Origin of the sequence: Streptomyces sp. KL109B (genome assembly GCF_030766935.1) — a bacterium.
Lineage (GTDB): Bacteria > Actinomycetota > Actinomycetes > Streptomycetales > Streptomycetaceae > Streptomyces.
The window spans coordinates 144602-168223 of sequence record NZ_JASERL010000005.1 but is presented as its reverse complement, the minus strand read 5'-3'; the positions used below and the strand labels follow the sequence as shown (position 1 = coordinate 168223).

Annotated in this window: 16 protein-coding genes; 12 read left to right on the top strand and 4 right to left on the bottom strand. The window is 70.7% G+C overall.

Annotated elements, in window-relative coordinates; genetic code table 11:
* Positions 1-7: 7 nt before the first annotated feature.
* Together RBJ65_RS18875 and RBJ65_RS18870 are read left to right on the top strand one after the other, a co-directional pair.
* Complete coding sequence (locus RBJ65_RS18875; protein ID WP_306317354.1) at positions 8-937, top strand: sugar ABC transporter permease; 930 nt, start codon at positions 8-10, stop codon at positions 935-937.
* Positions 938-961: 24 nt separating this feature from the next.
* The gene (locus RBJ65_RS18870; protein ID WP_306317353.1) at positions 962-2626 is read left to right on the top strand and encodes a glycoside hydrolase family 13 protein; all 1665 of its coding nucleotides are present in this window, start codon (positions 962-964) and stop codon (positions 2624-2626) included.
* A 57-nt stretch (positions 2627-2683) separates the two neighbouring features.
* On the opposite strand, the gene RBJ65_RS18865 is transcribed toward RBJ65_RS18870, so the two are convergent.
* Positions 2684-4087: an alpha-amylase family protein gene (locus RBJ65_RS18865; protein ID WP_306317352.1), complete on the bottom strand. Its 1404-nt coding sequence runs from the start codon at positions 4085-4087 to the stop codon at positions 2684-2686.
* A 171-nt stretch (positions 4088-4258) separates the two neighbouring features.
* On the opposite strand from RBJ65_RS18865, the gene pulA reads away from it, so the two are divergent.
* The 7 genes from pulA to RBJ65_RS18830 all read left to right on the top strand — a co-directional run bounded on the left by pulA (position 4259) and on the right by RBJ65_RS18830 (position 16426).
* A complete protein-coding gene (gene pulA / locus RBJ65_RS18860; RefSeq protein WP_372341202.1) occupies positions 4259-9562 on the top strand; it encodes a pullulanase-type alpha-1,6-glucosidase in 5304 nt (1767 codons plus the stop codon).
* Between the two features lie 210 nt (positions 9563-9772).
* Positions 9773-12703, top strand: a complete 2931-nt coding sequence (locus tag RBJ65_RS18855; RefSeq protein ID WP_306317628.1) for a carbohydrate binding domain-containing protein — start codon at positions 9773-9775, stop codon at positions 12701-12703.
* Positions 12704-12769: 66 nt separating this feature from the next.
* Complete coding sequence (locus tag RBJ65_RS18850) at positions 12770-13225, top strand: MarR family winged helix-turn-helix transcriptional regulator (protein ID WP_306317351.1); 456 nt, start codon at positions 12770-12772, stop codon at positions 13223-13225.
* On the top strand, positions 13222-14622 hold the full coding sequence (locus tag RBJ65_RS18845) for an MFS transporter (protein ID WP_306317350.1): 1401 nt from the start codon (positions 13222-13224) through the stop codon (positions 14620-14622). Before RBJ65_RS18850 ends, RBJ65_RS18845 begins: the two co-directional genes overlap by 4 nt.
* A 91-nt stretch (positions 14623-14713) precedes the next feature.
* The gene (locus tag RBJ65_RS18840; protein WP_306317349.1) at positions 14714-15310 is read left to right on the top strand and encodes a hydrolase; all 597 of its coding nucleotides are present in this window, start codon (positions 14714-14716) and stop codon (positions 15308-15310) included.
* Positions 15311-15410: 100 nt separating this feature from the next.
* Positions 15411-16154: an HNH endonuclease family protein gene (locus RBJ65_RS18835; RefSeq protein ID WP_306317348.1), complete on the top strand. Its 744-nt coding sequence runs from the start codon at positions 15411-15413 to the stop codon at positions 16152-16154.
* Positions 16155-16204: 50 nt separating this feature from the next.
* Positions 16205-16426 (top strand): hypothetical protein, encoded by a 222-nt coding sequence (locus RBJ65_RS18830; protein ID WP_306317627.1) that lies wholly within the window; start codon positions 16205-16207, stop codon positions 16424-16426.
* Between the two features lie 24 nt (positions 16427-16450).
* Here RBJ65_RS18830 and RBJ65_RS18825 read toward each other — a convergent pair whose 3' ends face one another.
* Positions 16451-16798 carry a hypothetical protein gene (locus tag RBJ65_RS18825; RefSeq protein WP_372341201.1) on the bottom strand — a complete coding sequence of 116 codons (348 nt, stop codon included), beginning with the start codon at positions 16796-16798 and terminating at the stop codon, positions 16451-16453.
* Between the two features lie 497 nt (positions 16799-17295).
* On the opposite strand from RBJ65_RS18825, the gene RBJ65_RS18820 reads away from it, so the two are divergent.
* The 3 genes from RBJ65_RS18820 to RBJ65_RS18810 all read left to right on the top strand — a co-directional run bounded on the left by RBJ65_RS18820 (position 17296) and on the right by RBJ65_RS18810 (position 21746).
* Positions 17296-18786 (top strand): FUSC family protein, encoded by a 1491-nt coding sequence (locus tag RBJ65_RS18820; protein WP_306317347.1) that lies wholly within the window; start codon positions 17296-17298, stop codon positions 18784-18786.
* 589 nt (positions 18787-19375) lie between these two features.
* Positions 19376-20617, top strand: coding sequence for a nitric oxide synthase oxygenase (locus tag RBJ65_RS18815; protein ID WP_306317346.1), 1242 nt, complete (start codon positions 19376-19378; stop codon positions 20615-20617).
* Between the two features lie 70 nt (positions 20618-20687).
* The gene (locus RBJ65_RS18810; RefSeq protein ID WP_306317345.1) at positions 20688-21746 is read left to right on the top strand and encodes a lactonase family protein; all 1059 of its coding nucleotides are present in this window, start codon (positions 20688-20690) and stop codon (positions 21744-21746) included.
* A 12-nt stretch (positions 21747-21758) separates the two neighbouring features.
* On the opposite strand, the gene RBJ65_RS18805 is transcribed toward RBJ65_RS18810, so the two are convergent.
* Positions 21759-22415: a trans-aconitate 2-methyltransferase gene (locus RBJ65_RS18805; protein WP_306317344.1), complete on the bottom strand. Its 657-nt coding sequence runs from the start codon at positions 22413-22415 to the stop codon at positions 21759-21761.
* Between the two features lie 217 nt (positions 22416-22632).
* Complete coding sequence (locus tag RBJ65_RS18800) at positions 22633-23568, bottom strand: sirohydrochlorin chelatase (protein ID WP_306317343.1); 936 nt, start codon at positions 23566-23568, stop codon at positions 22633-22635.
* Positions 23569-23622: the final 54 nt, after the last annotated feature.

The window sequence follows — 23622 nt, the reverse complement described above, 5'->3', positions numbered from 1 at the left end:
CGACACCATGAGCCCCACGCCGAACACCCTGACTCCCTCCGCCTCCCAGGTCCCCGCGCAGCGCCCGGCGCCGGGCGCCGCGGAGCCCACCCGGCCGGTGCGCGGGCGCGGCGAACGCGGCCCGCTCGCGAAGGTCCTCATGCACGGCGCCCTCAGCGTCGCCGGACTCGTCGCGCTGTTCCCCGTCATCTGGCTGGTGTACCTGTCGCTCGGCCCCGACAAGGACGACTATCTGCACCCCGGCAAGATCCTCAGCAAGGCGACGCTGGACAACTACGCGTACGTCGTTCAGCACACGGAGTTCTTCAGCTGGACGGCGTCGACGCTGATCGTGGCGCTCGGCACCACGCTCGTCGGCGTCCTGTTCGCGGCGACCACCGGCTACGCCGTCTCCCGCATGCGCTTTCCCGGCTACCGCCCGCTGATGTGGATGCTGCTGCTCACGCAGGCGTTCCCGATCGCCGTCCTCATCGTGCCGATCTACGAGATCTTCTCCGAGCTCAACCTGATCGACACCTACCAGGGCCTCATCCTCATCAACTGCACGACGATCGTGCCGTACTGCACCTGGCTCCTGAAGGGCTACTTCGACACCATCCCGGCCGATATCGACGAGGCGGGCCGGATCGACGGGCTCAGCCCCTTCGGCACGTTCTGGCGGCTCATCCTGCCGCTCGCCAAGCCGGGCATCGCGGTCGCCGCGTTCTACGCGTTCATCACCGCGTTCGCCGAGGTCGCCTTCGCCAACACGTTCATGCTCAGCGACACCAAGTACACCTTCGCGATCGGCCTTTCGAGCTTCGTCAGCGAACACGACGCGCAGTGGAATCTGATGGCGGCGACCGCGGTGTTGATCGCCATCCCGGTGACCGCTTTCTTCTACCTTGTCCAGAAGCACCTGGTCACCGGCCTGACCGCCGGCGGAACCAAGGGCTGAACCCGGCTACGCAGCAAGGACATCATGAGCCAGCACTCCACGGGCCAGCCGGTGACGGCTGCCACCACGACCCGCGAGACCACCGACTGGTGGCGGGACGCGGTCATCTACCAGGTCTATCCGCGCAGCTTCGCGGACAGCGACGGCGACGGCACCGGCGACCTCGAAGGCATCCGCCAACGCCTCCCGCATCTGCGCGAGTTGGGCGTGGACGCGGTGTGGCTGTCCCCGTTCTACGCCTCGCCGCAGGCCGACGGCGGCTACGACGTCGCCGACTACCGGGCCGTCGACCCGATGTACGGCACCCTCCTCGACGCCGACGCCGTGATCCGCGACGCGCACGCCCTCGACCTGCGCGTCATCGTCGACCTCGTGCCCAACCACTCCTCCGACCAGCACGAGTGGTTCAAGCGCGCCGTCGCCGACGGGCCCGGCTCCCCGCTCCGCGACCGCTACCACTTCCGCCCCGGCAAGGGCGCTGAGGGCGAACTCCCGCCCAACGACTGGGAGTCCATCTTCGGCGGCCCCGCCTGGACCCGGCTCCCCGACGGTGAGTGGTACCTGCACCTCTTCGCCCCCGAGCAGCCCGACCTCAACTGGGAACACCCGGCGGTCGCCGACGAGTTCCGCTCCATCCTGCGCTTCTGGCTCGACATGGGAGTCGACGGCTTCCGCGTCGACGTCGCCCACGGCCTCGTCAAGGCGGAGGGGCTGCCGGACCTCGGCGGCGCCGACCAGCTGAAGCTCCTCGGCAACGACGTCATGCCGTTCTTCGACCAGGACGGCGTGCACGAGATCTACCGCTCGTGGCGCCTGATCCTCGACGAGTACGACGGCGAGCGAATCTTCGTCGCCGAGGCATGGACCCCGACCGTCGAGCGCACGGCGAACTACGTCCGCCCCGACGAACTCCACCAGGCCTTCAACTTCCAGTACCTGGGCGCCCCTTGGGACGCGGAAGGTCTTCGCGAGATCATCGACAGCTCCCTCGACGCGATGCGCCCCGTCGGCGCCCCCGCCACCTGGGTGCTGTCCAATCATGACGTCACCCGGCACACCACCCGCTACGCCAATCCGCCGGGCCTCGGCACCCAGATCCGCACACCCGGCGACCGCGCGCTCGGCCTGCGCCGCGCCCGCGCCGCCACCCTTCTGATGCTCGCCCTGCCCGGCTCCGCCTACCTCTACCAGGGCGAGGAACTCGGCCTTCCCGACGTCACCGACCTCCCCGACGAGGTGCGCCAGGACCCCGCGTACTTCCGGGGCGCCGGGCAGGACGGCTTCCGCGACGGCTGCCGCGTCCCGATCCCGTGGACCCGCACAGGATCCTCGTACGGCTTCGGCGACGGCGGCAGCTGGCTCCCGCAGCCCGACACGTGGGGCGCGCTCAGCGTCGAGGCGCAGACCGGCGACCCGGAGTCGACCCTTGAGATGTACCGCTCGGCGCTCGCGCTGCGCCGCTCCACGCCGGGCCTCGGCGCGGGCGACGGCGTGAAGTGGCACGGCGACGCCCCGCAGGGGGTGCTGCACTTCGAGCGTCCCGGCTTCGCCTGCACGGTGAACACGACGGGCGCGGCGGTCCGCATTCCGGTCCCCGGCGACGTACTCCTGTCATCGGCCGCGGTCGAGCCGGACGGCGGCCACGTGGACCTGCCGGCCGACACCACGGTGTGGTGGACGACCGCCTGACCCGCACGTGCGTGAGGGGCGGCACCCGACCGGGCGCCGCCCCTCTGTCCGTCCCCGCTACGCCGTGTGGAACGCCACCGCGCCCTTCGCAGGCACCGTCAGCTCCGCCTTGCCGCCTGAGACGGTCACCTCGCCGTCACCCACGACGTTCTTGTACGTGCCGTCGGGCACGCTCGTCGTGTACGTGTGGGTGTTCGCGGCGGACGAGTTGTTGATCGCGACGAAGCCCACGTCGCCGCGGCCGAAGCCGATCACGTTGGCGGCGGGTGACTGCCAGTCCGCCACCGCCTCGCCGGCCGCCTTGTTGTGCCAGCCCACCATCCCGGTGACCGCGGCGTCCCGGTCGAGGCAGGACCAGGCGCCCGAGCAGTCCGTGTCGGTGACCATGCCGCCGCCGTCGCTCGGCGGGGCCTGGTCGCTCTGGTCGAACTTCCACGCCGCGTACACCGTGGGACGGCCGTAGCCGCGCGCCAGTTGGAAGACATTGGCGAGGGTGGCGGTCGCGCCGTCCTTGTAGGACAGCGTGTAGCCGTTGCGCTCGGTGTCGTGGTTGGTGACGAAGGAGTTGGAGTGCTCCTCGTCGGCGAGACCCCAACTCGACCCGAACGACTTGAGGTTGGCGATGTCACCGCCACCGAACTGCGACTTCATGGCGGCGGCGTACGTGAAGTCCAGGACGGAGCCGTTGCCGTAGTAGTCACCGGTGGCGGGCGGGTTGCCGGGATACACCTCCTGTGTGATGTACGGGGCCTTGCCCGCGCTCGTCTTGTTGAGGGCGCCCACGATGGCGTTCATGTCGGCGGTCTCGATGTGCTTCGCGGCGTCGACGCGGAAGCCGTCGACTCCGAGGTCGATCTGCTTGTTGAGGAAGCCCGTGATCTTCTCGCGGACGCCCGCCTCTGATGTGTCGAGGTCGGGCATGCCGAGCAGCTCGCAGTGCTGGACCTCGTGCTGATCCGACCAGTTGGAGATCGTCTTGGTGCAGTCGTCGCTGTCGGCCGGGTCGTAGTCCGCGCTGTCGTACTTGTTGGACAGGGTGGTGCCCGCGTATCCGGTGCCGGGCTGGGCGGACGTGTGGTTGATGACGGCGTCCGTGTACACCTCGATGCCGGCCGAATGGCAGCTGTCGACCATGGACTTGAAGTCGCTCGCGCTGCCGAAACGGCTGTCGAGCTTGTACGAGTACGGCTGGTAGACGTCCCACCAGTAGTGGTCCGCCTGCTTCAGGGACTCCTGGGGCGGGGCGACCTGGACGGCGCCGTAGCCCGCCGGGTCGAGGGTGTCGGTGCACTCCTTGGCGACCGAAGTCCAGTTCCACTCCCACAAGTTGGCGATGACGTCGCCGTTGGGGGTGCCGGTGTCGGCGGCGGAGGCGGACGGGGTGAACGTGGGGGCGAACACCCCGCCCAGACTCAGCGCGGCCACGGCCAGCGGTAGAGCGGTGTAGCGCATGGGGGGCATGTGCGGCTCCTCGATGTGGGGTTCCGGCCGAGTGTGTGGGGCGGCCGGTTTTCGGGTGGCGCGCAGTGAGCGTGGGGCAGTCAAGGAGGCCCCGTCAATGGCCAGTTGAAAATTCTTTCTTCATCTTTCGCAACTCTTGCAGACGGGTTGCGGCAACGCTACGGTCGCGCCGTGAGCCGCATACCGTGCAGACGGGCCGCCGCGTACTCCGCGGCCGCAGCCCTCCTCGTGACCCTCGCCCAGCCGCTGGCAGCCCGCGCCGCCGAGCCGCCCCCGCCGCCCTCGGACGCGAAACTCGCGGCCGAACCGGCCCGCCACGACATGACACGCGAGCAGTTCTACTTCGTGCTCCCGGACCGCTTCGCCAACGGCGACGCCGCCAACGACCAGGGCGGGCTCACCGGTTCACGCCTCGCGACCGGCTACGACCCGACGGACAAGGGCTTCTACCAGGGCGGCGACCTCAAGGGTCTGACGAACCGCCTGGACTACATCAAGGACCTCGGCACGACGGCCATCTGGCTGGCCCCGATCTTCAAGAACAAGCCGGTACAGGGCGAGGGCAAGGACGCGTCGGCCGGCTACCACGGCTACTGGATCACCGACTTCACGCAGGTCGACCCGCACTTCGGCAGCAACGCCGACCTCAAGACCCTGATCTCCAAGGCGCACGCCAAGGGCATGAAGGTCTTCTTCGACGTCATCACGAACCACACCGCCGACACCGTCGACTACGCGGAGAAGAAGTACGGCTACCGCCCCAAGGGCGCCTACCCGTACCTCGACACCGAGGGCCGCCCCTTCGACGACGCCAAGGGTGTCTCGGCGAAGGTCGACAGGGACTCCTTCCCGTACACGCCCAAGAACACCGGCGAGATGGTCCCGTCGTGGCTCAACGACCCGACGATGTACCACAACCGGGGTGACTCGACCTGGGAGGGCGAGTCCACCACCTACGGAGACTTCTCCGGCCTCGACGACCTGTGGACCGAACGCCCCGAGGTCGTCTCCGGAATGGAGAAGATCTACGAGAAGTGGGTGCGGGACTTCGCCGTCGACGGCTTCCGCATCGACACCACGAAGCACGTGAACATGGGTTTCTGGACGCAGTGGGCGACGGCGCTCGACAAGTACGCCGCCGCGCACGGCCGTAAGGACTTCTTCATGTTCGGCGAGGTCTACTCCGCCGACCCCGACGTCACCTCCCCGTACGTCACCGAGGGCCGCCTCGACGCGACGCTCGACTTCCCGTTCCAGGACGCGGCCCGCGCCTACGCCTCGCAGGGCGCCCCCGCCGACAAGCTCGCCAAGGTCTTCGCCGACGACTACAAGTACGCCTCCGACAAGGCGAACGCGTACGAGCAGGTCACCTTCCTCGGCAACCACGACATGGGCCGCTTCGGCACCTTCCTCAAGGCGGACAACCCGAAGGCGTCCGACGCCGAACTCCTCCAACGCGACCGGCTCGCCAACGAGTTGATGTTCCTGTCGCGCGGCAACCCGGTCGTCTACTACGGCGACGAACAGGGCTTCACCGGCGCCGGCGGCGACAAGGACGCCCGCCAGGCGATGTTCGGCTCGAAGGTCGCCGACTACCTGGACGACGACGAGCTGGGGACGGATCGCACGCACGCCGACTCCGCGTACGACACGAAGCACCCGCTGTTCACGTCGATCGCGGCGCTCGCGAAGCTCCGCAAGGACAACCCGGCGCTCACCGACGGAACACAGAAGGAGCTGTACGCGAAGGACTCCGTGTACGCGTTCTCGCGGACCGGCGACGACCGCGAGTACGTCGTCGCCGTGAACAACGCGAACGAGGCGAAGACGGTCGAGCTGCCCATCGAGTCCGCCAAGTTCCGGGCGCTGTACGGCAGTTCGGGTGCGCAGGTGGCGACGGACGGCCGCCTCAAGGTCACCGTCCCCGCCCTGTCCTCGCTCGTTCTGCGCGCCGAGTCGAAGCTCCCCGCGCCTGCGGCGAAGCCCACCCTGACCCTGAAGGCCCCGGCCGCCGGAGCCACCGGCACCGTCACCCTCTCCGCCGACCCGGGCGACACATCGTCCGCCCGCGTCGTCTTCGCCGCCCAGGTGGGCAACGGCAAATGGCGCACCCTCGGCTCCGTCGACCACGCACCGTACAAGATGACGCAAGCCGTCCCGGACACGGTGTCGGCCGGAACAGCCCTGCGGTACAAGGCAGTTGTGGTGGACCGCGCCGGACGCACCGCGAGCGCCCTCGCCGACACGACGGCGGGGCAGCCGCCCGCGCCCGAGAAGCCGACCGCCGTGGACCGCGACCACGCGGTCGTCCACTACAAGCGGGCGGACGGCGATTACGACGGCTGGACCCTCAAGTCCGGTGACCAGACAGCCAAGTTCGTCGGCCGGGACGCCTACGGCGCCTTCGCCTGGGTGAAGGTGCCCGACGGCGCGAGCTCGGTGACGTACACGGTCGAGAAGTCCGGAACGGCGGAAGGGCCGCAACGCACCATCGACCTCGGGAAGACCGGCGAGGTCTGGGTCGAGCAGGGCAAGGACGCGCAGGCCACGAGCAGGCCCGACGGCGCCTACCCGCCGCAGGACGCGAAGAAGGCCGTCATCCACGTGCACCGCCCCGACGGCGACTACGACGGCTGGGGCCTGCACACCTGGACCGGCGCCGCCAACCCCACCGACTGGTCCAAGCCGCTGCAGCCGACGGGCGAGGACGCGTACGGCCTGACCTTCGAGGTACCCCTCGCCGACGGCGCGACCTCCCTCGGCTACATCCTCCACAAGGGCGACGAGAAGGACATCCCCACCGACCGCTCCCTCGACTTCGCCACCTACGGCAAGGAGGTGTGGCTCAACTCCGGAGACACCAACTACCTTCTCCCCTCGGTGGGTTCGGGCACGGACCTCGACCTGGCGAAGTCCGAGGCGCAGTGGATCGACTCCGACACCGTCGTCTGGAAGGTGAAGGCCACCGCCGCCACCAGCCAGCAACTCGTGTACGCGCCGGAAGGCGGGATCGAAGTCGATGACGGCGCGCTCAGCAGCGAGGGCCACTGGCTGCGCCTCGACCCCGGCGCGCTCAGCGACGCGCAGAAGGCCAAGTACCCGCACCTGAAGGACTATCCGGCGTTCACCGTCGACCCGCGCGACCGCGACCGGGTGCGGGACGCGCTGCGCGGACAGCTCGTCGCCACACAGCGGGCCGCGAACGGGGCGCTCCTTGCGGCGACCGGCGTGCAGACGGCGGGCGCCCTCGACGCCGAGTACGGTGACGCCGCCGAAAAGGCCACCCTGGGACCGGTGTTCAAGGACGGCAAGGTGACACTTTCGGTGTGGGCGCCGACCGCCCGCGACGTGTCCCTCGAACTCGGCGGGAAGACGGTGCCCATGCGCCGCGACGACCGGACGGGTGTCTGGTCCGCCACCGGGGTCGCGGCGGCGTGGCGCGGCGAGGAGTACCGGTACGCCGTGCAGGTGTGGGCTCCCAGCGTCCAGAGACTCGTCACGAACAAGGTCACCGACCCGTACTCCGTGGCACTCACCGCGAACTCGGAGCGCAGCCTCGTCGTCGACCTCGCCGACAAGTCCCTCGCCCCGCACGGCTGGTCGGGCCTCACCAAGCCCAAGGCCGTACCCATGAAGGACGCGCAGATCCAGGAACTCCACGTCCGGGACTTCTCGGCGGAGGACGGCACGACACCGGCGAAGGACCGGGGAACGTACAACGCCTTCACCGACCACAACACCGACGGGACGAAGCACCTGCGCGCGCTCGCGAAGTCCGGCACGTCCTACGTGCACCTCCTCCCGGCCTTCGACATCGCGACGATCCCGGAGAATAAGTCCGAACAGGCCACCCCCGGCTGCGACTTGAAGTCCTACGCGCCCGACAGCGACAAGCAGCAGGAGTGCGTCGGCAAAGCGGCCGGCAAGGACGCCTACAACTGGGGCTACGACCCGTACCACTACACCGTCCCCGAGGGCTCGTACGCGAGCGACCCCGACGGCACCCGGCGCACCGTCGAGTTCCGGCAGATGGTCAAGTCGCTGAACGAGGACGGGCTGCGGGTCGTCATGGACGTCGTCTACAACCACACGGCGGCCGCCGGACAGGACAAGACGTCCGTCCTGGACCGCATCGTGCCCGGCTACTACCAGCGGCTCATGGCCGACGGCTCGGTGGCCGACTCCACCTGCTGCTCCAACACGGCGCCCGAGAACACCATGATGGGCAAGCTCGTCGTCGACTCGATCGTCACCTGGGCGAAGGAGTACAAGGTCGACGGCTTCCGCTTCGACCTCATGGGACACCACCCGAAGGCCAACATCCTCGCCGTCCGCAAGGCCCTCGACGCGCTCACCCTCGACAAGGACGGCGTCGACGGCAAGAAGATCATCCTCTATGGGGAGGGCTGGAACTTCGGCGAGGTCGCCGACGACGCCCGCTTCGAGCAGGCCACGCAGAAGAACATGGCGGGCACCGGCATCGCCACGTTCTCCGACCGGGCGCGCGACGCGGTGCGCGGCGGCTCCCCGTTCGACGAGGACCCGGGCGTCCAGGGCTTCGCCTCCGGCCTCTACACCGACCCCAACTCCTCCAAGGCGAACGGTACTTCCGCCGAACAGAAGGCCCGCCTCCTGCACTACCAGGACCTCCTCAAGGTGGGCCTGTCGGGCAACCTCGCCGACTACCGCTTCACCGACACCGGCGGACGTGAGGTCAAGGGCTCCGACGTCGACTACAACGGCGCGCCCGCCGGGTACGCGGACGCCCCCGGCGACGCCCTCGCCTACGCCGACGCGCACGACAACGAGTCGCTGTACGACGCGCTGACGTACAAGCTGCCCGCGTCGACGAGCACGGCGGACCGCTCGCGCATGCAGGTCCTGGCCATGGCGACGGCGGCGCTCTCCCAGGGGCCGGCACTCTCACAGGCGGGCACCGACCTGCTGCGCTCGAAGTCCCTCGACCGCAACTCGTTCGACAGCGGCGACTGGTTCAACGCGATCCACTGGGACTGCCGGGACGGCAACGGCTTCGGGCGCGGGCTGCCGATGGCCGCCGACAACAAGGCCAAGTGGCCGTATGCGAAGCCCCTGTTGGCGTCGGTGAAGGTGCCCGGCTGCCCGGACATCGAGCGGACCACGGCCGCGTACCAGGACCTCCTGAAGATCCGCACCGCCGAGCCCGCCTTCCACCTGTCCACGTCCGCGCAGGTCCAGCGGGAACTCTCCTTCCCGCTCGCCGGCAAGGACGAGACACCCGGCGTCGTCACCATGCGCCTCGGCGACCTCGTGATCGTGTTCAACGCGACACCGCAGCGGCAGAAGCAGACGGTCGCCGCGGCGTCCGGTGCGGGCTACCGGCTGCACCCGGTGCAGGCCGAGGGCGCGGACGGGGCCGTCAAGTCGTCCACGTACGACAGGAGTTCCGGCACCTTCGAGGTGCCCGCCCGCTCGGTCGCGGTCTTCACCCGCTGACCGGAACCCCGTCCACCCACCCGTCCGGCCGTCCCCTGTCAGGAGCACGAGGGGGCGGCCGGACGCGCTCCACCCCCTTCCGGCCGCACACACCATCGCGGCCCCGACCGAGGAGTCACCTTGAGCCGCTCCCTGTTCTTACGAAGAAGCACGCGCCGCGGACCGCGCAGCAATCCGGCGGTCGCGGTGCTCTCCCTGATCGCCGCACTCGTGGTGACCCTCCTGCCCGGCGCCCCATTGGGCACCTCGACGGCGCGCGCCGCCGACGCCGCCGCCAACACGGCGACCGTCTACTACTCCACGACCAGTACCAACTGGTCGACGTACAAGCTGCATTGGGCCCCCAGCGGCGGCTCCTGGACCACCGTGCCCGGCGTCACCATGGACGCCGCGTGCACCGGGTGGGTGAAGAAGACCGTCGACCTCGGTACGGCGACGACCTGGCAGGCCACCTTCAACAACGGCAACGGCACCTGGGACAACAACGGGGGCCGCAACTACCAGCTGGGCACAGGGCTGATCACGGTCAAGGACGGCGTCGTGGCCCACAGCGACCCGTGCGCCGACACCCCGCCCGCCGAGGGCAACTCCGCCACCGTCTACTACGACACGACCACCATCAACTGGCCGGTGACAAACCTGCATTGGGCGCCGACCGGCGGCTCCTGGACCACCGCCCCGGGCGTCGGCATGGAGGCCGCGTGCACGGGGTGGGTGAAGCGGACCGTCGACCTCGGTGCGGCGACGACCTGGCAGGCCACCTTCAACAACGGCAACGGCACCTGGGACAACAACAAGGGCGCCAACTACCAGCTCGGCCAGGGCCTCAACACCGTCAAGGGCGGCACGGCCACCAAGTCCGCCAAGGACCCGTGCGCGGCCACCGCCCCCGACACCACCGCGCCCTCAGCGCCCAAGAACGTCAAGGCCACGGCGACCGGCACCGCCACCGTCCTCACCTGGGACGCCGCCACCGACGACACGGGTGTCACCGGCTACCAGGTCACCCGCACCGGAGGCACGAAGGGCGCGGCCGTCATCCCCGTCACCTCAACCGTGTACTCCGACACGGGACTTGAGGAGAAGACCACATACACGTACACGGTGAAGGCACTCGACGCCGCAGGGAACACATCGACCGCGAGCGCCGAGGCCAGGGCCACCACCGGCGAGAAGCCGGCCCAGACGACAGGTACTCCGCTCGGCGGCGACCCCCGCAAGGACCCCGTCTACTTCGTGCTCACCGCCCGCTTCTACGACGGTGACAGCAGCAACAACCGGGGCGGCAGCCAGCACAAGAAGACCGGCAACGAAGCGAATAACGACCCCATGTTCCGCGGCGACTTCAAGGGCCTGGTCGACAAGCTCGACTACATCAAGGGCCTCGGCATGTCCGCCGTCTGGATCACCCCGGTCGTCCTCAACCGCTCCGACTACGACTACCACGGCTATCACGGCTACGACTTCTACAAGGTCGACCCGCGCCTCGAATCCGCCGGCGCCTCCTACCAGGACCTCATCGACGCCGCGCACGCCAAGGGCATGAAGATCTACCAGGACGTCGTCTACAACCACTCCTCGCGCTGGGGCGCCAAGGGCCTGTTCACCCCCACCGTGTACGGCGTCCGTGACTCGCAGTGGAGCTGGTACTACGACCAGAAGCAGGACGGCTTCGAGTACGACGGCCTGACCGTGGAACCGGTCTCCGGGAAGTCGTACTACAACGGAGACATGTGGTCGACGGCCGAGCCGACCGGAAACACGTGTCTCAACTGGGGCAGGCCCACCGGCGCCAAGAGCCCCGAGGGCTACACCATCTACAACTGCCAATGGCCGAACCCCACTTCGGGCATGTTCCCGAAGGCGCTCTACCACAACTGCTGGATCGGCAACTGGGAGGGCGAGGACTCCCGCTCCTGCTGGCTGCACGAGGACCTCGCCGACTTCAACACCGAGAACACGCAGGTGCAGAACTACCTGATCGGCGCCTACAACAAGTACATCGACATGGGCGTCGACGGCTTCCGCGTCGATACCGCCGTACACATTCCGCGCGTCACCTGGAACCGCCGCTTCCTGCCCGCCATCGAGGAACGTGTCACGCAGCGCTTCGGCGCCGCCAAGGCCAAGGACTTCTTCGTCTTCGGCGAGGTCGCCGCCTTCGTCAACGACAAGTGGAACCGCGGCTCCGTGAACCACTCGGCGCAGTTCTACACCTGGAAGGAACGCAAGGAGTACGCCGCCGACGACGCGTTGGCCGCCCTCGAACAGTACGACTACGAGGAGCAGTTGGGCACCGGCAACCAGCCGACGTCCACCAACGCCTTCCTCGACGGAAACACGTACCACGCGCCCGACCACAGCAAGTTCTCCGGCATGAACATCATCGACATGCGCATGCACATGAACTTCGGCGACGCCTCCAACGCGTACAACAACGGCAAGGACTCAGACGACTCCACGAACGACGCCACCTACAACGTCGTCTATGTCGACAGCCACGACTACGGCCCCAACAAGAGCAGCGAACGCTACGCGGGCGGAACGGACGCGTGGGCCGAGAACATGTCGCTGATGTGGACGTTCCGCGGCATCCCGACGCTGTACTACGGCTCGGAGACCGAGTTCCAGAAGGGTCAGAAGATCGACTGCGGTACGACGTGCGCCCTCGCGACGACCGGCCGCGCCTACTACGGCGACAAGGTCGAGGGCAGTGTCACCGCCTCCGACTTCGGTACGGTCTCCAGCGCGTCCGGCGCCGTCGCCACCACCCTCCAGCAGCCCCTGGTCAAACACGTCCAGCGGCTCAACCAGATCCGCCGAGCCGTGCCGGCCCTGCAAATGGGCCAGTACTCGACGGCCGACATCTCCGGGAACATGGCGTACAAGCGGCGCTACACGGACGCGGCGACCGGCGTCGACAGCTTCGCGCTGGTCAACGTCACCGACGGAGCCACCTTCCGGAACATCCCGAACGGCACGTACAAGGACGCCGTCACCGGAGACACCAGGACCGTCACCGACGGCACACTCACCGCGGCCGCGCCCGGCAAGGGGAACCTGCGGGTGTACGTCCTCGACCTGGGCGGCAAGAACGCGGCGCCGGGGAAGGTGGGTACCGCTGGGCCGTATCTGAAGTAGATGTTCTTCAGTCCAGACTGTGCAGCCCAAGTTGCACAGTCTGGGCTGTCGATTTACCGTGGAGGCATGAACGACGACAACGCATCGGTCGAGGAGCTCGCAGCGCGGGCCACCGACGAGGTGTGGGTGATCATCAGCCGGCTCCGCCGCAAGCTGATGGCGCTCGACGTGGACCCCGAGGGCGAGCTCTCGCCCGCGCAGGCGTCCGTGCTCTCCCGGCTCGACAAGTACGGGCCGTCCACCGCCAGCGACCTCGCCGCCATCGAGAACGTGCGGCCGCAGTCCATGGCCAAGCACGTCATCGCCCTGGAGGAGCGCGGCCTCGTCGAGCGGCACCCCGACCCCGAGGACGGGCGGCGCCGCGTGGTCGCGCTCACCGACGCGGGGCGCGAGCGCAGGCAAGGTGTGCGCAAGGCCCGGCAGGCGTGGCTCGCCGGGCGGCTCGCCGAACACGGCGACGAGGAGCAGCTGCGGGCCGTGATCACGGCCATGGCGCTGCTCGACGAGGTGGTCCAGGCGTGAGTGGCATAGCCGAGCGCGTCCGGAGCCTGCGCCACCGGGATTCGGCCGAAGGCTTCGACCGGCGGCTCGTCGCGCCGATGATCCTCGGGTCGATCCTCAACCCGATCAACTCGTCGATGCTCGCGGTCGCGCTCGTCCCCATCGGCCACGCCTTCGGCGTCCCGCCGTCCCAGACCGCGTGGCTCGTCTCCGCGCTCTATCTCGCCACCGCCGTCGGGCAGCCGGTCATCGGCCGGCTCGTCGACGCGTTCGGGCCGCGCAAGCTCTACCTGCTCGGCACGGCGCTCGTCGGCCTCGCGGGCCTGCTCGGCGTACTCGCGCCGAGCTTCTGGGTGCTGATCGTCTCCCGGGTCCTCCTCGGCTTCGGCACCTCCGCCGCGTACCCGGCCTCCATGTACCTGCTGCGCACCGAGTCCGAGCGCACCGGCATGAAGAGCCCCAGCGGCATCCTCGCCGCGCTCTCGGTCTCCAACCAGGTCATCGCCGTCATCGGCCCGACCCTCGGCGGCGTGCTCATCGGCCTCGGCGGCTGGCACCTCATCTTCGCGATCAACGTGCCGCTGTCGCTCGCCTGCCTCGTCCTGGGCGCGCTGCGACTGCCGAAGCACGTCAAGGCGGGTGCGGACACCGACACCGTCCGCTCGGCGGACGTGCCCGGCATGCTGCTCTTCGCCGGATCGCTCACCGCGTTCATGCTGTTCCTTACGTCGCCGGGGACCGGCCACTGGTACCTGCTGGTGATCGGCGCCGTCGCGGGCGCCGTCTTCGCCCGCCGCGAGCTGGCCTCCGCCGACCCGTTCATCGACCTCCGCGTCCTCAGCGGAAACACCCCGCTGCTCGCCACGTACGCGCGCCAACTCCTCGCCTACACCACGTCGTACGCGTTCCTCTACGGCTACAGCCAGTGGCTCCAGGACGGCCGCGGCCTCGGCCCCGAACAGGCCGGACTGCTGCTCCTGCCGATGTCCCTGGTGGCCATCGGCGTCACCGTCCTCACCGGCCGCCACCCGCAGGTGCGCGGCAAACTGATCGTCGGCGGCATCGCCCAACTGGTCGGCGTGTCCGCCCTGTTGGGCCTCGGCTCCGCCAGCCCGATCTGGCTGCTCGTCGTCATCGGCGCCGTCTTCGGCATCCCGCAGGGCCTCGTCGGCCTCGCCAACCAGAACGCCCTCTACGCCCAGGCCGACCCGGAGCGCACCGGCGCCTCCGCCGGACTGCTGCGCACCTTCAGTTACCTCGGCGCCCTGCTCGCTTCCGCCGCGAACGCCGCGTTCTTCAAGGCCGGCGCCGACACGGCCGGACTGCACGAACTGGCCTGGATGCTCGTCGTGGTGTCGGTGCTGCTGCTCCTGGTGACCGTGGCCGACCGGGCGGTGCGCAGGGTGGGCCAGGACTGACCCCCGTACTACTTCCCCTTCTACCTCCCCTTCTACTTCCCCTTCTACCTCCCCTTGTCTCTCAACACAGCACAACCACAAGGAAGTTCACGTGTCTCTCAGCACCCTCGACCCCAAGACCGCCCTCGTCGTCATCGACCTCCAGAAGGGCCTCATGGGTGTCTCCGGCGCCCCACACACCCTGCCCGACGTCGTCGACCGCAACGCCCGCCTCGCCGACGCCTTCAGGGCCGCCGGACTCCCGGTCGTCCTGGTCCGGGTCACCCTCGCCGCCGACGGCTCCGACGCCACGCCCGGCCGCACCGAGACCCCGGGCAGCGGCCGTGCCATGCCCGAGGGCTGGGACCAGATCACCGACGCGCTCGCCGGACACCCGCAGGACATCGTCGTCACCAAGCGGAACTGGTCGGCGTTCTACGGCACCGACCTCGACCTCCACCTGCGCCGTCGAGGTGTCACGCAGATCGTCCTGACCGGCGTCGCCACCAGCATCGGCGTCGAGTCCACGGCCCGCGCCGCCCACGAGCACGGCTACCACGTCACCCTCGCCACCGACGCCATGACCGACCTCGACGCCGAAGGACACCGGGGCAGCGTCGAGCGGATCTTCCCGCGCCTCGGCGAGACCGGAACGACGGACGACGTGCTGAAGCTGCTCGCCTCGACCCACCGAGCCGCGACCCACTGAGCCGCGACCCACTGAGCCGCGCCCCGGTTCCTGACGCCCCGTCGACCGCCGCGTACGCTGCGTATGTTCGAAGCGGTCGAGGGAAGGCGAGTAGCGGGGCATGCGGGTTCAGGGACGTACGAGGGTCGGGCAGTTGAGCCGGACGGTGGTGCCGGCCGCGCTCGCGGCGCTGCTGCTCACGGGATGCCAGGGGGTGGGCGGTGACTCCTCCGACGACTCGGCGCGGGACGCGAGCCCCTCGGCGTCGGCGAGCGCGACCGCGTCCGGCGGCGCCCCCGCGCAGGAAGGCACCCTGCCCGGAGTGCCGAGCGCGGACCGGGCCCGCGACGAACTCGCCGAACTGAAGGTGGCGCCGCACGGCTCCATGTCCGGCTACAGCCGCGAGAAGTTCCCGCACTGGGAGGAGCAGGGCGAGGGCTGCACCACCCGCGAAGCCGTCCTGAAGCGCGACGGCAAGGACGTGAAGCAGGACGACGAGTGCCGGGCCGTCTCCGGGAACTGGGTCAGCGTCTACGACGGCCAGAAGTTCACCGACTCGGGCGACCTCGACATCGACCACACCGTGCCGCTCGCCAACGCCTGGCGCTCCGGCGCCGACAAGTGGACCCAGGAAGAGCGGAAGGCGTTCGCCAACGACCTGAAGCACCCCCAACTCCTGTCCGTGTCCGCCCACTCCAACCGCTCCAAGGGCGACCAGGGACCCGACGAGTGGCAGCCCGAGGACAAGGGCTACTGGTGCACGTACGGCAGGTCGTGGGTGTCGGTGAAGTCGACGTACGAGCTGACGGTCACCGAGGCCGAGAAGGCGGAGCTGACGACGATGCTGGGGACGTGCTCCGCGTGACGGGCGACGAGTCCCTCACCGGCGAGGTGCACGCGGGGCCCGGCGGCGCCATGACCGACGAGGTGGGTGTCATCACCGGGGACCTCACCGTCACCACGAGCCGGGAGACCGGAGGCCGCGCCCGGATCGCCGTCCAGTACACCGGCGCCGACGAGTGGTACACCCTCACCGGCAGCCCGGTGCCCGTGCCGCCCGACGGCCTCGCCGCGCTGCACGCGGAGGTGCTGAGCGGCGTGGAACGCGGGGGAGGCGCGGGCGTCGGGCGTCCGTAGCCCCCGGACTTCCGGGGGAGTGACTCAAAGGCGGCGGATCCAGGCGGCGACACCGTGGCCGACCGCGAGGTAGATCACCGCGGGCAGCGCGTGGTTGAAGAAGACCCGCAGCCCCTCGGTGTCCATCGTGAAGATGTCCTGCGACCAGCCGGCCAGCCAATCGGCGACACCGTGCACGAAATCGACGAACACATTCGACTGATTCGCGTCGAGCAAATACAGCAGAATCCACAGTCCGAGGAAAATGGCGGCGATATCGGCCAGCGTGTGAATGATCAGCGCGAGCCGATCGGCACCGCCGCCGCGGCGGTTGCGCAGCGGACGCCCGGACGCGGTGAACCCGGCGTTCTGGCCGTAACCGGTGTGCGGCACGGGCTCGTACGGGCGCTCGGGCTCGGAGCGGTACGCCGGGGGCGGATTTCCGTCGTAGCCGTCGTACCCGTCGTACCCGTGGGGATGGGGGCGCTGCTGATGAGGGTGCGGTTGCGGGGGCGGAGGCGGGGGATATGCCCCGTCGGGACCGTATGGGGCATTTCTTGGAATGCCGTCGCTGGGGTGAGTCACGGGCGGGATGTTGCCGGTCCGGGGCGGTCGAAACCCGCTTCACCGTCACTTCACCAACACCCCGCACTGCGGGCTCAGTCGCCGGGAAATGTGCCGTGCGGCGGCGGCCTCTTGACCGGGTGGGCAGATGGCCCGGCGAGACGGTGGGGTGGCGGCGGGGTGCTGAGCCAATGGCTCAGCGCCAGCGGCCTCTGTTGAACCAGAGGCCCCCAGGTGCTGAGATATGAGCAGTCGATGGCGCTGCGGACCCGGAAGGGTCTCCGCGGCGCCTTTCTCATGTCAGCGCGTGGAGCGGGAGGGGCACTTTGCTGAAGAGGGCGTTCGTGGCGGCGGACCCGGGGCGGATCCGGTTGCGGTTCGCTGCGCGGGGCGTGCTGGGGATCGGGCTCGCGGTCGCCCTGTGCGGGGCGGTCGGACACTCGCTGACCGGGGCGATCACCGGCGGGCTCGCCGCGCTGCTCGCCCTGTTCACCGTCACCGACCCGACCGTGCGCGGGCAGGCCGTCACGACGGCGCTGCTGCCGGTCGTCGGGCTGCCGGTGCTCGCCGTGGCGGCGCTGCTCCACGACGCGCCCGTCGCCCGCGACCTCGCCTTCCTCGCCGTCGTGGGGGCCGGGGTGTACGCGCGGCGGTGGGGGCCGCGCGGGCACTCGCTCGGCGTCTTCGCCTTCATGACCTTCTTCACCGCGCAATTCCTGCACACGGTGCCGCGCCAACTGCCCGAGCTGTACGTCGCCGTGCTGCTGTCGCTCGGCGCGGCGGCCGTCGTCCGGTTCGGGGTGTGGTGCTACGAGCGGCGGCTCCCGGCGCCGGTGGGCGTGCCCGCGCCGACCGGGGGGACGGGGCTCGCGCGGATCACGACGCGGCAGGCCGTGCAGGCGACCGTGGGGGCGGCCTTCGCGCTCGGCGTCGGCCAGTTGCTCTCGGACCAGCGGTGGTACTGGGCGGTGGGCGCCACGTGGTGGGTGTTCGTGGCGACGACGTCGCGAGGCGAGACGGTGGTGCGGGGGTTTCGGCGGTTCCTGGGGACGGTGCTGGGGATCGTGCTCGGGTTCGTTGTCGCCGTTCCGCTGCACGACCACGCGGTGGCGGCGGCCGTGATCGTCGCGGTGAGCGTCTTCGGGATCTTCTACACCGCGCACGTCTCGTACACGTGGATGATGCTCGCCGTCACCGTCATGGCGAGCATGCTGTACGGGCTGTTGGGCGTGCTCGACCCGGCGCTGCTGGCGCTGCGGGTGGGGGAGACGGCGGTGGGGTCGCTGGGCGCGGTGCTCGCGGTGCTGGTGCTGATGCCGGTGACGACGCACGCGGTGACCGAGGCGTGGGTCGAGCGGGCGTTGCGGTGCGTGCACGCGTGCACCGCCGAGGCGGCGGCGCGGCTTGCCGGGGACGCGGGGGCCGATCCGGGGCCGCGGGTCGCCGAGCTGGAGCACATCCTGGGGCGCGTACGGCTTTCGCTCGCGCCGTTGGTGCATCCGCTGAGCCCGATGAAGGCGCGCAAGGGGCGGGCGCGGCGGGTGCTGGCGTTGCTCGACGAGTGTGCGCGTGAGGTACGGGGGTTGGCGTCGGTCGCCGCGGATCCGGAGGCCTCGCACGACGCGCGGCTCGCTGCCGCGTGTCAGCGGGTGGAGGTTGCGGTGGGGGTGCTCACGGCGGATGTGCCCTTCGCGCGTGCGGCTGTCGCGGTGCCGCACGCCGCCGACGTGGAACACCCGGTGCTGGCCCACCTCCACGCGTTGGAGCGGGCCCTGGCCGAGTTGGCGGTACCGCTCCGCGGGGCGCGGGAGGCGTAACCGGCGGCCGACCGCCCCCACGCCTCGGGGCGCTGCCCCGGACCCCGCGCCTCAAACGCCGGCGAGGCTGGGTGTGCCGGACCGGGGTTGCGGTCTCGGGACGCTGCCCCGGGCCCCGCGCCTCGATCGTCGGCGGGGCTGGGTGTGCTGGACCGGGGTTGCGGTCTCGGGGCGCTGCCCCGGACCCCGCTGCTCAATCGCCGCAGGGGCTTGAACGGCCGTCGCGCGCCCGGATGGTCGCCCGGCCCCATCTCCCACCCACCCGCCCCCTCCGGGGGCGTCGGCCCGACGGGGTGCCACCCCCGGCTCCCCACCCGTGGCGGTGGGCCGCACCCGCCTTGGGCCATCTGCCGCCTTGGGCGGCAGGGTGGGCAAGGCGGCGCACGGTGCCGCGCAATAGGAACGACGACGGGTGTCGGTCACGGCACAGCGCACCCCCTGCGCGGCACACGCCCCGCCGCAGCGGGGCGCGCGGCGACGCGCCGCGCGCCCTTGAACAGTTCGCCGCGCCCCCGTAACCCGCCACCCACCGGGACGGACATGTGGTTGTCTCGCAGCGGTGTGGACACCGAACCGCTGGGGGCGCACCATGCGAGGCAACCGCAACCTGCGCGAGGAAGCGGCCGGTTGGCTCGCGCTCGCCCCGGACCGGGCCACGGTCCACGCCCCCGCCCCACCCCACCACTCCGCCGAAGTCGCCCACACCGCCGCCGCGTTCATCCGCCAGCACCACGCGGAGCAGGACCTCGGCGACCCGGCCCCCCGCCTCGCCGAGGTGGACGCCGAGCTCGCGGCCACGGGGACGTACACCCACACCCCGCAGGAACTCGTCTTCGGCGCCCGCGTCGCCTGGCGCAACGCCAACCGTTGCATAGGACGCCTCTACTGGCAGTCCCTGCACGTACGCGACCTGCGCCACCTCACCACCGCCGAGGCACTCGCCGACGCCTGCGCCGAGCACCTGCGGGAGGCGGCGCCCGGCGGCCGGATCCGACCGCTCATCACCGTCTTCGCCCCCGACCACCCCGGCCGCCCCGGGCCCCGGATCTGGAACGAACAGCTCATCCGCTACGCCGGTTACGTACAGCGCGACGGCCACATCATCGGCGACCCGCGCGGCGCCGGACTCACCGCGTACGCCCGCCGCCTGGGCTGGCGCGGCGGCGCCGGCAGCCCCTTCGACGTACTGCCGCTGCTGATCCAACAGGACCAGCACCGGCCACCCCGCCCCTTCGAGCTGCCGGCCGACGCCGTCCTCGAAGTCGACCTCCACCACCCGGAGTTCGACTGGTGGTCCGGGCTCGGCCTGCGCTGGCACGCGGTGCCCGCGCTCGCCAACATGTGCCTGGAGATCGGCGGCGTCTGCTACGGCGCCGCCCCCTTCAACGGCTGGTACATGGGCACCGAGATCGGCGCCCGCAACCTCGCCGACAGCGACCGCTACAACCTCCTGCCCTACCTCGCCGACCGCCTCGGCCTCGACACCTCCACCGACCGCTCGCTCTGGAAGGACCGCGCCCTCGTCGAGCTGAACCGCTCCGTCCTGCACTCCTTCGACAGCGCCGGCGTCACCATGACCGACCACCACACCGAGTCGCGGCGCTTCCTCACCCACCTCGCCCGCGAGGAGTCCCGCGGCCGCGCCGTCGGCGCCGACTGGTCGTGGATCGTGCCCCCGCTCTCCGGCTCCACCACCCCCGTCTTCCACCGCACGTACGAGGACGGGCCGAGCACCCCCACGTACGTCCACCACCCCGACGCCCACGCCCGCGCCCGCGGCGAGGAAGCCGCCCCGACGCCGCCCACCAGGCCCTGGCGGAACCTGCTCTGACGCGACCCGCTGCTACCGTCGGCGGCACGGGAGCCAGGGTCACTGGCCCCGCACGCCGAAAGGGGAAGCAGTGGCCGGGAGCCGGGCAGAGGCAGGGCGCGCGTACATCGGATCGTTCACGGCGGCGGGCGGCCGCGGCATCGTGACCGCGGCACTCGACCCGAAGGACGGCTCGCTCACCCTCCTCGACGCCACGGACGAGCTGCCCGACCCCTCGTATCTGACGCTCGCCGACGGCCTGTTGTACGCGGTGAGCGAGACGGAGGACGGGGCGGTGGCCGCGTTCCGCACCGAACCCTCGGCCCCGCTCGCGCTCGCCGCGCCGCCCGCCCCGGTGGACGGCGCGAGCCCCACCCACCTGTCCGTCTGGGGCGACCGCGTCCTCACCGCCAACTACGGCTCGGGCAGCGTCAGTTCGGTCCGGCTGCGCGCCGACGGCATCCCGGACGCCGCCGCGACCGAGGTCCACCAGCACACCGGCGGGGGACCGCACCCGCAGCGCCAGCAGTCCCCGCACGCCCACCAGGTCCTGCCGGACCCGAGCGGGAACTGGGCGCTCGCCGTCGACCTGGGCACCGACTCCGTCCGCACGTACGCGAAGGCCCCCGGCGCCGACAGCGGCCTCCTCCCGCACCACGAGACGGCCCTGCGCCCCGGCTCGGGCCCCCGCCACCTGGCCTTCCACCCGTCGGGCTCGGTCGCGTACGTACTCAACGAACTCGCCCCGACCCTCACGGTCTGCGCCTGGGACGCCACCATCGGCACCCTGAAGCCGCTCCTGGAGATCCCCGTCCTGACGGCCGACACGACGTCGACCGGCGACGCGTACCCCTCCGCGCTCGTCGTCGCCCCCGACGGCCGCTTCCTGTGGACGGCGACGCGCGGCGCCGACCTGATCTCCCTGTTCACCCTCGACCCGACCGGCGAGGAACCCACCCTCCACGGCACCGTGCCCTGCGGTGGCGCCTGGCCCCGTGACCTGGCCCTCGACCCTTCGGGCCGCTTCCTGTACGCCGCCAACGAGCGCTCGGGCGACGTGACATGGTTCACCGTCGACCGCGAGTCGGGCGTCCCCGTACGCGGCGGCAGCGCCCCGCTCCCGGCCCCGTCCTGCGTGGTCTTCGGCTGACCGACAAGGCCTCTACACGGCCGGTTCGGCCACACCCACGATGAAGCTCTCCGCCGCGGTCCGCACGTCCACGGCCCACCCCAGCGCGGCGAGGTCCGCGGTCAACGCCTCGGCTTCGTGGAACACCTTCACGATGCGGTACCGGCTGCCGTCCGCCAACTCCCGCAGCGCTGCGGGGGCGGACTCGTCCGCCAGCACGACCTCGTTCACGACCTCGGTCGGGCCGTCGTCGACGAAGACCACCTTGCCGCCGGGCGCGAGCGCGGCGGCGACGGTGTTCCAGAACCCCGGCATCCGGGCCGGCGGCACGTGCGAAAGCCAGAACCCGAAGAAGACGGTGTCGTAGCGCCGCTCCGGCCGCCACTCGAACACATCGGCCCGCACGAACTCGACGTTGGGCCCCGCGGCCCGCTCCCGCGCGAGCGCCAGCACCTCGTCCGACGCGTCGACGGCCGTCACGGACGCCGCCCGCTCCGCCAGCAGCGCGGTCCACTGCCCGGTCCCGCAAGCCAGCTCCAACACGTCCCCACCCACGGGCCACTCCGCACTGACCCGCAACAACTCCCGCAAATCCGCCCGCTCCACGTACGACCGGTCGTACTCGGGCGCCCGCGCCCGGTAGTAAGCCAGCTGTTCCGTCACCAACGCGTCATCGAGACTCAGACTCATACACCGACGCTAATGGCCCCACCCCACCCTCGTCACCCTTTCAACCACCCCAACGCACCAGGCCTCCGGCGATCCACGCCCTCTCAAGCCAGCCACGCACTATCAAGCCCGTCCGGCGATTGAGGACGAGCCCGAAGGGCGACGATCGAGCCCGCAGGGCGAGCCGTAAAACACAAAGGGGCCCGGGACACCGCCCCGAGCCCCGACCCCCCACCGCTCAACCGCCGGAGGCAACCGGCTGGGGCGTAATCCCCAACGCCGCCGTGTACTTGGCGAGCGCCAGCTTCCCCATCGCCGGATACGCCCCGAGCGGCTCCGCGATCGCACACCCCGCATCCTTGGCGGCAGCCTCGAGCACGGTCGGATCGAGCTCGGGCCCGACCAGGTACGGCGCGAGCGCCAACTGCTGCGAACCGGAGCCGCGCAGCTGCTCGGCGGTGGCGGCCACCGCCCCTTCCTGGTCGAGCGCCGCGGCCATCACCGGCACGGCGAGCCGCGCGGCGAGCAGCATCCCGGTGATCCCGGCGGCCTGTACCGCCTCCTCGCCGCCTATCGAGGCGAGGATGATGCCGTCCGCTGCCGTGGTCACGGCGAACAGGCGGGCGCGGTCGGCGCGGGCGAGCCCGGCCTCCGAGAGCCGCACGTGCAGCGCCTCCGCGAGCAGCGGGTGCGGGCCGAGTACGTCGGTCAGTTCGGCGGCGACCCGGCTGTCGGCGATGGCCTGCCGGATCTGCCGCAGCTGGGCGTTGTCGGGGCCCGCGAGCAGCGGCACGACGACGCCGACGGGCCCGGCGGGCTCCTGGGCCTCGACGCCGGCGGCGAGCGCCTGCTCGTAGCGGGCGGTGCGCTCCTTCGCGGCGTGCGCGAGGACGGACGCGAGGGAGGGGAACTCCGCCGAGATCGGGAAGTCGGTGAGCTCGCCCTCCACGAACCCGACCCGCGCGTCCAGGCCGGGCAGCTCGGAACGGGCGATGCTCACGACCTCGTCGGCGAGCATGCGCGTGGCGGCGCTGGGCGTGCCGGGCACCGCGAGCACAAGGGACGGCGCGCCCTCGGGGGCGGCCACGGGTTCCGGACGACGGTGGCGTCCGGGCTGTCGGGGTCGCGGCATTCGTACGGGCAGGCCGGATGCGGGCCCAGTGGGGGTGCTCATGGCGCCGCATGCTACTGGCTCGACCGGCTTCGTTGCTCGGTCAGGGTGCAGGTG